The 15,709-nt window shown below is 42.8% G+C and carries 12 protein-coding genes; 1 reads left to right on the top strand and 11 read right to left on the bottom strand.

Annotated elements, in window-relative coordinates; genetic code table 11:
• The first annotated feature begins 87 nt into the window (after positions 1-87).
• Complete coding sequence (efp, locus tag JMX97_RS06930) at positions 88-663, top strand: elongation factor P (RefSeq protein WP_201556406.1); 576 nt, start codon at positions 88-90, stop codon at positions 661-663.
• A gap of 197 nt (positions 664-860) precedes the next feature.
• On the opposite strand, the gene JMX97_RS06925 is transcribed toward efp, so the two are convergent.
• The 11 genes from JMX97_RS06925 to JMX97_RS06875 form a co-directional block, all read right to left on the bottom strand.
• Entirely contained in the window at positions 861-2,612 is a 1,752-nt protein-coding gene (locus JMX97_RS06925) for a GAF domain-containing hybrid sensor histidine kinase/response regulator (protein WP_227671489.1), read from the bottom strand.
• A gap of 39 nt (positions 2,613-2,651) precedes the next feature.
• Complete coding sequence (locus tag JMX97_RS06920; protein ID WP_201556404.1) at positions 2,652-3,548, bottom strand: ThiF family adenylyltransferase; 897 nt, start codon at positions 3,546-3,548, stop codon at positions 2,652-2,654.
• 103 nt (positions 3,549-3,651) lie between these two features.
• Positions 3,652-4,638, bottom strand: a complete 987-nt coding sequence (locus tag JMX97_RS06915) for a TatD family hydrolase (RefSeq protein WP_201556403.1) — start codon at positions 4,636-4,638, stop codon at positions 3,652-3,654.
• Between the two features lie 135 nt (positions 4,639-4,773).
• Entirely contained in the window at positions 4,774-5,727 is a 954-nt protein-coding gene (locus JMX97_RS06910) for a hypothetical protein (protein ID WP_201556402.1), read from the bottom strand.
• 482 nt (positions 5,728-6,209) lie between these two features.
• Positions 6,210-8,447 carry a type II secretion system secretin GspD gene (gene gspD, locus JMX97_RS06905; protein ID WP_201556433.1) on the bottom strand — a complete coding sequence of 746 codons (2,238 nt, stop codon included), beginning with the start codon at positions 8,445-8,447 and terminating at the stop codon, positions 6,210-6,212.
• A 96-nt stretch (positions 8,448-8,543) separates the two neighbouring features.
• Entirely contained in the window at positions 8,544-9,437 is an 894-nt protein-coding gene (locus tag JMX97_RS06900; RefSeq protein WP_201556401.1) for a type II secretion system protein N, read from the bottom strand.
• Complete coding sequence (gene gspN / locus JMX97_RS06895) at positions 9,438-10,253, bottom strand: type II secretion system protein N (RefSeq protein WP_201556400.1); 816 nt, start codon at positions 10,251-10,253, stop codon at positions 9,438-9,440.
• Positions 10,254-10,549: 296 nt separating this feature from the next.
• Positions 10,550-10,873 (bottom strand): H-NS family nucleoid-associated regulatory protein, encoded by a 324-nt coding sequence (locus tag JMX97_RS06890; protein ID WP_201556399.1) that lies wholly within the window; start codon positions 10,871-10,873, stop codon positions 10,550-10,552.
• A gap of 880 nt (positions 10,874-11,753) precedes the next feature.
• Positions 11,754-12,347 carry a single-stranded DNA-binding protein gene (gene ssb, locus JMX97_RS06885; protein ID WP_201556398.1) on the bottom strand — a complete coding sequence of 198 codons (594 nt, stop codon included), beginning with the start codon at positions 12,345-12,347 and terminating at the stop codon, positions 11,754-11,756.
• 458 nt (positions 12,348-12,805) lie between these two features.
• Positions 12,806-13,474, bottom strand: coding sequence for a DUF3833 domain-containing protein (locus JMX97_RS06880; RefSeq protein ID WP_265089442.1), 669 nt, complete (start codon positions 13,472-13,474; stop codon positions 12,806-12,808).
• A 76-nt stretch (positions 13,475-13,550) separates the two neighbouring features.
• On the bottom strand, positions 13,551-14,915 hold the full coding sequence (locus tag JMX97_RS06875; protein WP_201556397.1) for an MFS transporter: 1,365 nt from the start codon (positions 14,913-14,915) through the stop codon (positions 13,551-13,553).
• Positions 14,916-15,709: the final 794 nt, after the last annotated feature.

Raw genomic sequence — 15,709 nt, 5'->3', positions numbered from 1 at the left:
CATCTTTTAGCGCAGCCTGTTCCAAATCCAACTAATAATCGTTTATTATGACTGTTGATAACAATTAGCAACCCTTAGGAGTCTCTTGTGGCAAGTTTTTCTACCAATGAATTCAAAGCCGGTCTAAAAGTGATGCTCGATGGCAACCCTTATTCCATCATTGAAAACGAGTTTGTCAAACCCGGAAAGGGCCAAGCATTCAACCGCGTAAAAATGCGCAATCTACGTAGCGGCAGAATGTTAGAGCAGACGTTTAAATCAGGCGACAGCCTAGAGGCGGCTGATGTCATAGATACTGAAATGAACTATCTGTATAACGATGGTGAGTTTTGGCACTTTATGGATCCTGAAAGCTTTGAGCAACTACAAGCGGATAAAGTCGCAGTCGGCGATGCTGTGAAATGGTTAAAGGAAAACAGCAATGCCCTGTGCGTGATCACCTTATTCAATGGTGTTCCTTTAACCATTACCGCGCCTAATTTTGTCGAATTACAAATTACTGAAACCGATCCTGGCCTGCGCGGCGATACTTCAGGTGGCGGCGGCAAACCGGCCACTTTAGAGACTGGTGCTGTAGTACGTGTGCCGTTATTTGTGCAACAAGGGGAAGTGGTGCGCGTTGATACCCGTACCGGCGATTACCAAACTCGAGTCAGCTCATAATCAGTTTTTATATAACTAGCCTCTACATAACTAGTCCCTAATAGTAAAATTGATACTAGCATTAAAATAAAAGCCTAACCGTCAAATAAACGGCTAGGCTTTTTTATGAAGTGAATTATGAGAAAATAAGCAAGCAATCGTTGAAAAAACCAGTATAAATACAGTCGTCAAAAAAATATAAGGTTACTTTTAAAGCGTTATTTTGATGACGACTGTTTATGCATAAGCCAATACTGTACTAAGGCATTCAATTGTTCTTTTTTAAACGGCTTAGTGCAATAATCTTGCATGCCAACCTGTAGATACTTTTCGCGTTCACCGTCCATGGCGTTAGCGGTCAGAGCGATAATAGGCGGTAGCACTTGAGGATCATACAACTCATGCAGTTTAATTGTCGCTTGTACGCCGTCCATAATTGGCATGTGATGATCCATCAAAATCACGTCATAACGCTCAGGATGCAAGGTGAAGTGTTCGATAGCTTGTTGGCCATCGGTGACATGAGTGACCGTATGACCACTCTTCTGGAGCGCTTTTTTAGCAATAATGGCGTTCACATTGTCGTCTTCAACTAACAGTATATGACCGGCAAGCTGCGGGCTGGAGCCGTTAATTATATTATCATTTGAAGATTGCCACGTCTCGTATTGCGCCTCGTCAATAGTGGGTAACGGTAACAACACCTTAAATTTGGTACCCGCACCAACCACACTATCTACCATAATTTGACCACCCATCAGCGTCACTAAGGACTTACATACGGACAATCCAAGACCAGTGCCACCATAAAGGCGATGAGTGGACTTGTCTGCTTGATTGTAAGCATCAAATATCGCCTCTAGCGATTCTGATTTAATGCCGACGCCAGTATCCGTTACCTCGATACATAACGTCATCGCACCGTAATCCACCAAGTTGTAGGGTGTTTTATCCGAATCGTTTACGTCGATGTATTCAGAACAGTAACAATTAGGCTGGTGCTTAACGTCGATACTGACACGCCCACCTTCGCGCGTAAACTTAATAGCATTATTGACCAAGTTTGCTAAAATCTGTTTGAGCCGTACTGGATCGCCTTTTACATAAGGCGATAACGCTTCAGTATAATGATAATCTAAAATCAATCCGCGCTGTCTTGCCTTGCTGGAAAACAGGCTCACAACTTCATTACATAAAGTAGATAGGTTCATCGGAATAACATCAATGGCCATTTTTCCAGACTCCACTTTTGATAAGTCCAAAATACCATTGATAATCGCCAATAAATGCTCATTTGAGACTTTTATATTGTCCACATACTCTTTTTGCTCATGACTAAGCTCAGTGTCACTCAACATCTCTACCATGCCAATGATACCGTTCATGGGTGTCCGTATTTCGTGGCTCATATTGGCCAAAAACTCTGACTTCATCTCATTATCATGCTTCGCCTGACGCTGCTTTTCTTGTAGTTGTAACGAATCTGCGGCCATTACCGCAAACTGGGCCAATAACTGAGCCTGTTTGTCATCAAAGCTGTGGTTAGGCTGCATGTCCATTAAGCACAAAGAGCCTAAACGATAGGTCGTATTGTTTTCGTGTAAGATAATCGGCGCGCCAGCATAAAACCGCAAAAAGGGAGATTCTGTAATCAAGGGGTTTTGGCTAAATCGGCTATCACGTGATAAATCCGGCACCACGAACACCTCATCAGACAGCACAGTATAATTGCAAATGGCTGACTCACGCGCGGTCGTACAAATATCATCGAGTCCATGAGGAGATTTTAGATATTGCGTCTGCTCATCCATAAAAGTGATGGTCACTACTGGCACGTTAAAGAACAACTTTACCAGCTCAGTCAGACGCTCAAATGCAGGCTCGTTCTTGTTATTGAGTACTTGGTAGTGATGAAGCTTGTCGATACGAACGTCTTCATCTACCGCTACTGGATAACTATATATAGACAAGATGCTCTCCATAAATCAATTTTAATGCTTATTCTAAGATCAAATAATTGGCTTAACGCGCGTCTGCTTGGTCAATAACTGTAACGCTTCGCTGACCATAACCATTGCTACGACTGAGGTTACCACTACCGCTGAGCCATAGCCACCGCACTGTAAACCGCCTGTTTGGCAGCTTTTATCCACACGTGGCGGCTCTGTTGAATACACGCACTTGATGCCAAATTTCTCTTTGAGCGTACTATTAATGCCTTTCTCATGGCGTAACTTACTGCGCAGCTTAGCGAGTAGTGGATCTTGGTAGCTGTCCCGTAAGTCGCTGACGGTAATCTGGCGTGGGTCTGTTTTACCCCCAGCACCGCCTGCACAAATCAGCTTTAGTTTATTAAAGCGACAATGCAGCGCAATTGCAAGCTTAGCATTCATATCGTCAACACAGTCTAAAATAACGATAGGCTTGCCTTCTACAGCTGCAACTTTAGCGTCAGGGCGACTGGGCAGTAGTGCTGCTACATTATCGACGCTCAAGAAGTCATCAACTAGATGTAGCGTTGCTTTTGGATTAATCTCACGGATACGAGCTGCCATCGCCGCAATTTTGCTTTGCCCAAAGGTACTGTCCAAAGCAGGCAGTTGTCGATTAACATTGGAGGCGACTAACACGTCCAAATCAATTAAGGTAATTGTCCCAACTGCCGTTCGTGCCAGTGCTTCTGCCGCCCAAGACCCAACGCCCCCTACCCCAATAATATAGATATGAGCGGTAGCAAAGGTGTCAACTGCCTCCTCGCCATAAAGAGTTTGTGTTCCTTTAAAGCGACGGCCATATTGCTCAGACGCTACATTTGGCTCATCATGACTTAATGGCTCATGGCCTGATAATAAGTCAGTTGCGTCCGGTTGAGTGGCCGGTGATTGCAATTGTCGTTGTTGATTCATAACAGATTAAAAGCTCTTTGGATTGGTTACGGTTGTTATTTATAGTTGCTACTGTTAGTTGCTATCTACAGTTGCTGTTTATAATGACTATATTTCATAATGACTATATTGGATAAGTCCATTTGGTTTGCAAAGCGTCGCAACTGTTTTGCCACAATTGCAGAGCAAGTTCAGTTGGAGACGTATCAAGCAATTCACTCAAAGTTAGCAGTACCCATGATAAATTAGCCGGTACGTTTCTATTGTGCGCTGGCGCGTCACTCCACTCATCAGGTGGACTTTGCCCAAGCGCTGACTGGCTGTTGTCTGAAGTCTGACACATAATAGGCGTCATATCGGGACAGTCAGTCTCTATTACCAAGCAACCAATACCATAATCATCAACGGCTGCTTGAATAGCGAGGCGTAGTTTTTTGGCGTTGGGGTTGGTCACCTGACCGGTAACACCCAGCTTAAAACCTAATTTAACAAAAGCCTTAGCCTCTTGTACGCCACCACTAAAACTATGGGCAATACCGCCCAGCTTATGAGCATCGTAATCGTGTGCTTTTAATAACGCTAAGGCTTCAGCATGAGCTTTACGGATATGCAGCATGACTGGCAGCTGATGGGTCACTGCCATATCCAGCTGAGCATTAAAAAAACGCTGCTGTTTGGCAAAAATCTCAGGCTGTTTCATTGTGTCAGTATAAGTATCTAGCCCAATCTCTCCAACTGCCAGCGGACGGCGTTCTTCCAATATCTTCGCCATGGCCGTCAAATGGGCCTCAGTATGCTGCTCAATGTAAAACGGATGCAGCCCTAGTGCAATATGTGCTTTAGGGTGCAAGTCTGACTGACCCGCTACATCCGTCATAACAGACGACGGCATTGCATCAAATGCTTGTTGGGTATCATATAATCGGTCAAAATGTCGATATAAATAGCCAACCAATACTAAGTGACGAACACCGCGATTGTAGGCTTGCTGCGCCTGAGTCTGTCTATCGCTATCAAATACTGGCGCATCGAAATGAGTATGCGTATCAACTAGAGGAAAGGTGATGGGCAATGGCTTATTAGCGATAAGCGATGAGTCGATGGCGGTCATTAACGGACTCCACGGTTGGTAGCTGGTTTATTAGTGACTGGTTTATTAGTAATTTTTTTATTAGCAGCTGTGTTGTTCTTAACTACTTTGTTAGCAGTATTTACTTTGTCAGTAACCCATTTGTTAGTAACCATATTAAGGTTTAGGATCTATCGGTGGTTGCACGATATAACGCGGTTTAATCAATCCTTGCAACAACGCATAAGGGACCATCAAGTCCACAGCACCGGTTTTCGCGGTGAGGAGTTCCCCTGACTGGTAGACCATATGCAATCCCTGCTGGTCTAAATACCATTGCCGCGATAAATGCAAGGGCCAGTCTTCATGATACTTTTGCTCAATATCTTGCAAAGTCAGCCATTCTTTTTTAGCTGTTTGAAAGGTCAATAGCAGCTCATCGGTGCTCACTTTTGGGAGCAAAATATCCTCAATAGTCAGCTGTAGCTTTTTTTGCATATCAAGCATCACATAGGTGACTTGCTGCTGGCGACTGTCGCTACGATGCTGATTGGAGCGTACTGTAAGATAGGCGGTATCTGAACTACTAGTTGATGGATCGCTAACTACTGGATTAAGTACCAGCTCAGTATCGATGCGTTGATACATAGGCAACGATTCGACTACCTCAGTACCATATTCAATCTGACTAAATAACATAGAAATGGTTCTTTTAGCCCTTTCATCTTGACTGGCAAGGGGTGTTACTGGTGCTAATGCACGCGCAATAGTTTGCCACATAATACTGGTTAGCCACGGCTGAGCTGGGCTGAATTCTAACACGTTAAGCTCAAAATACTGACAACTCGTCTGCAGCGCATTGCAATTTGGTTGCCGAGCAATGGCTTGCTGCTTCTTTATATTTATCATTGGAGCGGCAATGCTATTTGTACTATTTGAGGTAACAGCAGGTGTTACTGATGTTACTACAGCGGTTGCTGTATTATTATTGTCGTCATTAGAATGGTCTGCACTGTCAGTAGCTGACTTTGTATTGGCCTGCTGTTCAAACATGGATTGTGGTGGTTGCTCACAGCTCAACAGGCTGCTACCGCTGATGATCAATAGCATAGTTAATATTAAAGGCGACATACCCCTTCGCGGCTGGTAAAACTTAGTGTCCATAATTTTGGCTACGATTTTGACCATTTTAGAAACAGCGAAAAATAGAGAGCATTAAATAATCTCCTCAAACAAACATATGTTCTTAAATTAACATGTTTTTCGCCACTTAAACATTCTTTTTAAGCAAATATTAGTTTAAGGGTTAGGGCGCTCTGATTTTCGGCTACTACGCCGTGGTATCAGTAATAAAGCCGTACTGACTACTCCCAACAACAGCCACTTTTTTTTGTTTGTCTTTTTTTTACTATTGTTATTCATAGTCTTGCACTTTTGCGGTATTCATTACTGTAAACCTCATTATTTATCTTAACTCGATTATACTTAGGTATAAAAAGGGCGATGTGTATTTGTGTTATGAATACGCAAGACAATGTACAGCGTCACTTTTATTGTGGGCACCGTAAATTGTTTACTTTAAATATTTTTAAAACTTATATACCCGATTAGCACTAACGATTTAATGGATAAGTAGTCATATCGCCGCTAGGGCTATCTACTTTGGTAAAACCTTGTCTCGCAGAACCTGATTGCTGATTGCTCTTAGGTACTAGCGGGTTGAGCGGCATTAATTCATAATCGGCACTTACCTTACCATTCCAGCCTTCAGTACCACTTAGTGGCAACTGTTTGATGGTGCCGTTTTTATCGATGACTAACTGTAAGACGCGCATTTGATTGTATTTACGCTCAGTCACGCTCGCGACTGCCCCGCCGTCACGTAAAATAGTGGGCTGTAAAAATATGATTAAATTGCTCTTCTGGGTATTGTCATTATCGGATCGAAACAGTCGACCAATCAGAGGTACATTGCCCAAACCGGGGACTTTTTGTTGGCTGGTAGTGCTGTTATCACGCATTAAACCACCAAGAGCGATAGTCTGTTGGTCGTCTGCTAAAATGGTGGTATTAATAAGGCTTTTATTGGTAATCAAACCACTGGCATTACCAATACTACTCGGCACAACTGAAGACACTTCTTGCGAAACCTCTAAGCGCACAGTACCGTTATCGCCAATATGCGGGATGACATTAAGATTGATGCCGATATCTTGGCGGTCAATAGTCTGGAACGGGTTGGTTGAGGAGTTACCGCCAGTAGTAAAAGAGCCCGTGACAAAAGGAACGTTTTGACCCACTAAGATACTGGCCTTTTCATTATCCAAAGTTAAGATAGACGGCATAGATAATAGGTTAGCACTGGTACTAGAGTCCAGTGCTTGCAAAATAGCCCCATAAAACTGGGTGTTGCCATCGCTGTCTTTACTGCTATTACCAATACCCAGCAAGGCACCGGCAATGGAGCCGGCGGCCGCGCTAATGCCAGCGCCACCTGATAAAGCTGCTGCCGCAAGGGTTGTCGCACTAGCACCGGCATTACTAAAGTTCACTACCCCATAGCCACTATTAGCATTACCCAGCGCCCATTGAACGCCAAGTTGAGTAGCATCATCCCCTGAGATCTCAACGATGGCCGCTTGAATTAGTACTTGTGCGCGGCGATTATCAAGCTGATTGACGGCATCTTCAATCTCAAACATCAGATCAGGCGATGCATTTACGATGACCGCATTTTGGGTTTCATCAGCAATAATGCTAAAGGGTCGACCGTCAACTCCAGTACCTGATCCGCCCGCACTGGCAGGGGATGCAGCAGCTGAATTACTACCACTAAGCGCATTACTAGCGTCATTATTTAAGGCGGCACCCGTACTGCTAGCATCAGTTAGAGAGGCTGACTCCAAAGTCGAGCTGGCACCCGTACTATTGATCGACTGATTGGCAAGTAAACCGCGTAGCATTTCTGCAATATGGCTGGCGCTCGCATATTTTAACCGAAACACCCGCAGACCGCTCAACCGTCGCGTGGGCGTAGTATCCAGCTGATTGACCATTTCTTGAACTTTGGCAATCATTTCAGGACTGCCTTTGACCAATAGCCTATCACTAGAGGTATCGGCAATGACTTTGAGCTGATTACTACCTTGGGCCTGTGTCCCGCCCACGCTCGTAACAAGGGCGCTAATCAAGTCCATCATACGTTCGGCATCGACATGGCGTAGCGGTATCACTCGCAAGCTGTCATTGACATTACTGTCTAAATCACGGATCAAAGCAGTCAATTGGTTGAGACTCTCAGCGCGATCGGACAATACTAAAGCATTGACCCCAGGGACGGCAGCCGCATGGGCGGACTGCGGCATCAGTGGTCGGATGACGCCCAGCACTTCGGCAGCTTGGGTGTTGGTCAAATAAATGACCCGGGTTGCTAGCGCCTCACCTACACTATCGCCACGCAAATCAACCGCAATGCCAGATTGCTTGGCAACGTTATCCGGTACCAGCTTAATAGTCGTGCCCGAATCAATCGCGGCAATACCATTGACCTGCATCACACTCAAAAACAGCTGATAAATCTCATCACGGGATAAGGCACGATTGGAAATGACAGTCACGTTGCCATTGATACGCGGATCAAGGACAAAGTTTTGATCGGTAATAGTTGCCACTTCATTAATAAAGGCTTTGATGTCAGCGTCTTGTAAGTTGACTTTCCAGCTTTCAGCGCTAGCAAAACCTGCGGTTGCCGCCCATAGTGGCAATGCTAAGCATAGCGGACGGCATACTCGCATTATACGATGCAACATATAGTGCAAAGGGGTTTCTGAAAATTTATGCGAACTTACTATGGTCATAATTACCTACTGTGATGTCACTCAGTATAAGATGAAATATTGCTAAAAATAGCGCTACCGAGCTCTAATTATTAAATCCTAATAAGCACTCTAAAATTGCTGGCGAATAGTAATCACTTGCTCACCGCGCTGTACTTCGATTTGTGCTTCGCCTGCTTGCTGTATTTGTTGTAATACGCTGGCATCTTGTCCTGGATTGTTTCCGACACTTTGACCATTTACAGTCATTACCCGATCACCCGGCTCAAGTCCTAAGCGGTTGCGTAACCCTGACGGCATGGCAGCAGTGACTTGATAGCCATCGCCTGATGCCATCACACCCATACGGCTCAAATAGCTGGCTGGATTCTCCTGCAAGGCTGTTACTGCCTCACCAATAGCAGACTGTGGGTTGCTCTCGCTAGCGGTATCAGCCGCAGAATCAGTGTTATTGTCAAGAGTCGGCGTAGTATGAAGCATATTATTGTCTGGCAGACGCTGATTGCTTACCGCGCCTAGTGCCCTATCGCTTTGATCAAGCAGTAGCGCATCCGCCATTTTGATCTCTGTTTGCTCATCAGCGGCATCAGCAATGATGACCGCACTCCAATCTACTGCGATTAGGGTATAACCACTGTCTTTTAGACTGTCACCAATTCGATAGTTCTTTACCTCGCCATCCACATCTAATAACGCTGAAGACAGACTGGCTGGCGTTGCTAATAGTACGCCTTTTAATCCTACATTAGGCGGTGGTAGTACAGCCGCAGCAATAGGCTCAGGATCAGCAAAAATGGCAAACAGACTACTGTTATTAGTGCTGGATCCATTGGAATCTTGTAAAGGTAATAACGGTAATTCAGGCGCGACCGGTGCTGCCAATAACAGCCACAATAGCCGCGCTGCTGTCCAACATAACCAGCCAACCGCCAATAATAAAAGCCAACCTGATGCACGATTGAGGGTATTGACGACTGGTTTTAGGCGTGTGATTACACTCATCATCTAACGCCCCCCTAATCCTGATAGCAATGGCTGGCGCACACTGACCACTGGTGTATCTTGCGGCGCTTGCCCATTATACTCTGGCATATTCTCTAATAGACGCTGGGTCAAGCTCACATCTAGCATATTATCGCCATCGATATACAGATCCCCTAAGCGCTTGTCTTGATTATTTAACAGGTTAATGTGTAGCAAGTTTTTATTGTCTTTTTGCTCGTGGCTTAGCTGAGCACGCATCGCCGGCATAGTGATATAAAAGGTTTTACCGCCACTAGGATAACCTAGCTCACCGCCGACCCAAGTCAATTGACCCTCGGCTTGAGTGAATCCGGAGGCGTTTTTATCTGAGCCTTTGTCTGATCTTGATTGCCGCTGTAATGACACATTATTAACCTGAATAGGTGTATTTGGCAATTGCCAATCGACCACACTGGCTAAAGTATCCGGAGCAATTTTACCGCTCATATCATTAACTTGCCACGAGCGGCGACCTATTTTGACCTGACCGTTAAGCCTAGTCTGACCCGTACTCATATCAACCTCTGCGCCGAGCTTCCCTAATAATAGCTGCCACGGCTGCCACGACCACTCAGCGGCACCAGTAAGTGGCGTAGCGGACACTGGTATCTGCCAAATGGCAGAGCCTTGCCATAAGTTACCTGACACGTGCTGTATATAAGGCGACTGTGGCGCATACTTTTCCACCACCCATGCGGCTGGCATCTGCAGCAAAGCAAATAGCGCAAATAAAACCAATCCAAGCAGCCACCACAGCTTACGGGGACGCTTAACAGACGACGCAGATACTTGTGGCACAGTTATATAACTCTTATAACAGACAAAAACGTCATTATCATAACAAACAATGACCTAAAGATGACAGAAAAAAAAGCCAGTATCTTTTAACCAAAATATTGGCAACAAAGATACTGACTTTTAGGTGCTTACACTTGCATTTGATTGAACGGCTTAATGCTTATTATTATAGGCAAAAATACTATAATCAATGGGCTTTGTAGTCAGCCGTATAAATAAGAGCATTTAAGGTGCTAAAATTAAGGTGTCCAAATAAAACTATTCCCATAAAATAGCGTTACAATAATCTTGTATGGCTATATTGCAAAATCTTCAATGTTGCGACCCGCGGCTAAAGCTTCAACCAACCATGTCGGCTTACGACCGCGACCGGTCCACGTCTCTTCGTTATTATCAGTGTTGCGGTATTTAATACTGCGTTTCTTCTCCAGCTTTTCACCAGCTGCTAGTATCTCACTGATCGTACTGTTGCTCTCTTCGGCAATTTTTTCAAACTGCACATAAGCGTCATATAGATTTTGATGCTGTTTTTTGGCAATCAGCTGCTGGGCATTTTCAGTAATAGCACGCAGCTCGTCTACGTTTAAGCTGTCTAAATCAATTGCATTATTCTTAGTCATAATAATCTCGGTCTCAAAGTAATGGGTATAAAGCTCAATAGGTTTTTATAACTTATCAAGGGTTGAATAGCTGATTAGACTTCTTGCAAAAGCAGAATTTACATCTGGTCAGCTCATAATAAAAGAAATACGCTTATAACAATGTGTCACTAGTATAAATTTCTCTTACATAATGTTCGCCGGCGTGACAGAGCCTGCACAAAAACTGACCCAATAGCACAGGATCATTTTTAAATTGAATCGACTGTAGCCTTCAACGGTTAGTGATAACTCGTGCAAGAAATCTATTCATAGTCCTGCTTTATCACTATCGATAATTATCAATTTTGATAATTAAAACAATCTCAATAAGGATTGATTCAATCTAATCTATAAATTTTATTATCTTATAAAATATCTTTGGCAACGATGGAAGATTACCATAATATTTATCTTCAATGAGTAATTAAATACAAATAATGATATTTAAATTTTTGAATGTTCCGCCTATTAATCTAGATAATATGACTTTGTATCTGTTCTATAAATATCTAATAATTATTCATAGTTTCATAAGTACTACTGCGAACAGAAGCTTATAAAATAAAATCATTAAATAGTTATAATTTCTATATAGTTAATACAAGACAAAATAGATACTCTGATATTTAAGTACGGCTGGTAAAAAATTTCTTACTTACTATGCAGCTGTGCCATTCGAGAAGCTATAAAAATTTCTCTCAGGCACACTGTATCCGTTTTAAAAGAACCAACTATACGTCATAAAACATTAGTAATTTGGCTTCGCTTTATTTCTTAAAAAGGAATAATCACATAAAGAAAAACCCTGCAATAGCAGGGTTCTATAGAATATTCTTTACACTATGGTCTTAGGTACACGTCAAAACGGAATGTCATCATCTACTGGGCCATCGGGCATGGCATTAGGCTTGCTTGCTGAAGCAGAATTTGCATTCGGTGCTTGAGCAGGCGGATTAGAATTATTAAACGAATTTTGCTGGTTGGGTGAGCTTTGGCTATTGTTGCTATTAGCAAAGCTATTTTGATTATTACCACCTTGCGGGTTGTTTGACTGCTGATCAGAGTTGTTCTGGTTATTTTGACCACCTTGATAGCCCTGACTGTCTTGACCACCGCCACTCGCGCCATCTAGCATTTGCATTTGTTCGGCTCGAATTTCAGTAATATAGCGATCTTGTCCACTTTGGTCTTGATATTTGCGCGTCCGCAGACTGCCTTCGATATAAACCTTACTGCCTTTACGCAAGTACTGCGCGGCAATTTCACCCAGACGATTGAATAACGCGATGCGGTGCCACTCAGTAGCTTCTTTTTTCTCACCGCTTTGTTTATCTGTCCATTGCTCTGAGGTCGCAACCGAGATATTGGTCACGCTACCACCGTTATTAAACTGACGTGCCTCAGGATCTGCACCGAGGTTACCTATGATGATGACTTTATTAACACCGCGCATAATACCGTCCTTTTACTTATGAATAATTTAATGATCAGCTTTAATCGAGTTTTTTAATCTTAACGATTTATTCTATCAGTAATATGGTTTTACTTTATACAAGTTTTACCTAAATATCTAGGGAACTTTGCCTAACATGCGACACTCTTTGTCGTGCACCATCAAACCTTCTGATTTTATAGCTACGAACAAAAGAGATTCACTCTTTCGGCGTGTTAATTGGCCTGCTAACTGTACTTTGATAAACTTTATAGAGGTAAAATACTGTTATCAGCCACAGACGGAAAACGATGTATAATCAGTTCAAAATAAAAGAAATACGTTCATATCAACGTGCCACTGGTATAATTTTTTTGGCGTGCTGTTCGCAAGCGGGACAGAGGCTGCAAAAAATTAATTCCAGTAGCACTGTATCATTTTTAAATTGGATCGACTATATTTCTTGATAAAGCTCATGCTTATTTATTATTGCGATGCATACTCAAGGTCACGCTACCTAACTCAACCCCATATTTTTTCATTACTGAACGGTTGAGCATGACATCTTTATTAATTAAATACATCCAATCATCGAAATTTACATTATAAGTTTTACCATCGACTGGCAGCTCTAATAAATACTGCCAATGCAAAGTATTACCGACCACCTCTCCTGTCGCCTCACCAATAACGTCGCCTGCTACCCCTTTCCATTGCCCATCAGCTTGCTGAGTCAGCCGCCATATACGCTGTGACTTTGTTCCATCCGCCCAAGAAAATTTTTCATCTAAAACGATGACATCATCACCTTCATGAGTCGCATCAATATCGACATAAAATCTTTTTTTGACCTCGCCATTACGTCCTTGAAACATTCCCCAGCCATCAATTTGACCTGAGAAAAACTGGTGCATATCAAGCGTTGGCGTCGTATTTTGATAGGTCTGAATATTTTGCGTGGCACAGCCAGAGGTTAGTAACGTTATTGATAATCCTAAACCTATGCCAAGCTTGGCTATCGATTTAGTTATTGTTGTTGGTGATTTTTTAACGAGGAGATTTTTAGCAGTCAGTTTTTTAGTAGGCGACTCTCTAATGCATAACTTTTTGGTGACAACCATAGCGGACAACGTGTTAAATTTACTCATCTTAATTCCTTTTTAGATTGAGAATAAAAGTTATATTTTACTTGTTAGCTGCCATGATTATAACTTAGGTTGTCTCTTAAATATCTAGGGGACTTTGTGCAAGATGCGACAGTTGCTGTCGTGTAGCATCCGTTAATTTGGTTTTATCTAGTTTTAAATAAGCAACCTGTTCTTTTGCCATGACTACCAATTCATCAACGCCATTAATCGCTGACATTTGCTGCGCCCAATCTTGGATATCGATATTTTTAGGAATAGTCACTGTGGTGCTGGACAAGTAAGGCGGTTGTGCAATCGGAATCATCAGTAATAATGCTGCTGCCATCACAGCTGCCAGTATGCTCCACGCCAATACATTGGGCTGAGTCAATAGCAAACCACCCATCGCCCCACCAACAAACGCCCCAAAAAACTGACTGGATGAGTTAAGACCCATCGCCGTTGCCTTATTGGCAACCGGAGCGCGTTTAGATATCCATGAGGGAATGGTCGCCTCTAATAAGTTAAAGCCCATAAAATAGAGCAATAACCCTAAGATAATACCGATGCCAAACTTACTACCCACCGCCAATACAATAAGGGCTACTGTCATTAATGCCAACGCACCTAAGAATACTTGACGCATTTTGCGTTTCTTTTCTGCAATGATAATAAAGGGAATCGCAACCGCAAAGCCAATAAATAACAAAGGCAGATAAACCAGACCTTGCTGGCGTACTGACAAACCCATCACTTCTGAGAGCTGATACGGCAAAATCACAAATATCGCGGTCAAGGTCAAATGCAATGCAAAAATACCAATATGCAAACGGTTTAAATCGCCGATTTTAAGCACATCAGACAGCTGCTGCCCAATCGACTTATTATCCAGATTGTGTTTGAGTACTCGCATAGGTGATGGTACGACTAACAGCAATAACATTGCTAAAACGGCAAAGCCAGCGGTCAACCAAAACAGCCCTGACATACCAAGCGAGCCTACTAACAGCGGCCCAAAAGCAAAGGCCAGCATAATAGAGGTAGCAATGGTCAATCCCATGGTCGCCATCGCTTTAGTACGCATCTCTTCACGGGTGACATCGGCCAGTAGTGCCATTAATACTGCAGAGACTGCGCCACTACCTGCCAGCGCCCGACCGATGATAACTTGATAGATATCGGTGGCGTTTGCCGCTATGATACCGCCTAGCGCGAATAATACTAAGCCGAGCATAATAATCGGCTTCCGCGGAAACTTATCAGCAGCAAGGCTCATCGGTATCTGAAAGATGGCCTGCCCTAGCCCATAAATGCCGACCGCCAAACCGATTAAAAATGGCGTGGCATGGGTATAACTGTCTCCATACACAGAAAATACTGGCACAATCATAAATAAGCCAATCATACGCAAGGCAAAAATACCACCGACCCCAAGAATTGCCCGTTTTTCTACGCTATTCATACTTGCCTCACTGGTTCAACATGGAACGATTGACTTCTACACTTTATCGCAAGGTAAAACGGCGCTATCTTCGCGTCTGTTGATCGATAATATCCAGAACGATATCAAAAAAGAAGCATGATACACATTGACCGCACTATCAGCCCAACCCTAAATCAAGCCCCATAGTATAAAACATTCACCGGTTGGTTGCCGAGACTTTTGTCTCAAAGTTCTATTAAGTCTCATCTATCCTGAGTCTGTCATTTAGTTCGATAATTTTGTTACTAAGTGCATCTCATAGGCACTGATACCTTGAATAATGCGTCTAGCATGACAATAAAGTAAGACGTTGCTAAGAGCCTTAGACTGCAAAAAATTCATCCCGGTATAGTCAGAACTAAATAAAACGGATACACATATGGTTTTGGATAACTGGCAAAGCTTCAGAAATTAGAACCACTTCTCGAATTTATAACAATAACTAATAATCTTATTTCATTATCAACGCTAACGTATTCAACATGCAATAAATTGCAACCTGACCCGTTGCTCAAAACACAGCAATCATTATTCAGTGTATGGTTGAGAAGGCACTTCAAAACTAGACCTCTAATAACTATTGAAAGCCTATAATCTTTTATTTACCTGTTGTTTATTTTAAAATTTTATTGGTGACAATTAGTGCAAAAATATTGCTTTTATTGAAGTATTTTTTATTGAAACAAAATTATTGAAACAACGACAACCTTATTCATAGACATGCTGCTATATCTAAGTTTTTATTAATAGCATTAATCGTGTCTAATATTTAT

Source organism: Psychrobacter sp. 72-O-c (assembly GCF_904846605.1).
Taxonomy (GTDB): Bacteria; Pseudomonadota; Gammaproteobacteria; order Pseudomonadales; family Moraxellaceae; genus Psychrobacter.
Note: the sequence above shows the minus strand (reverse complement) of the source record. Positions and strands in the feature narration are given on the sequence as shown.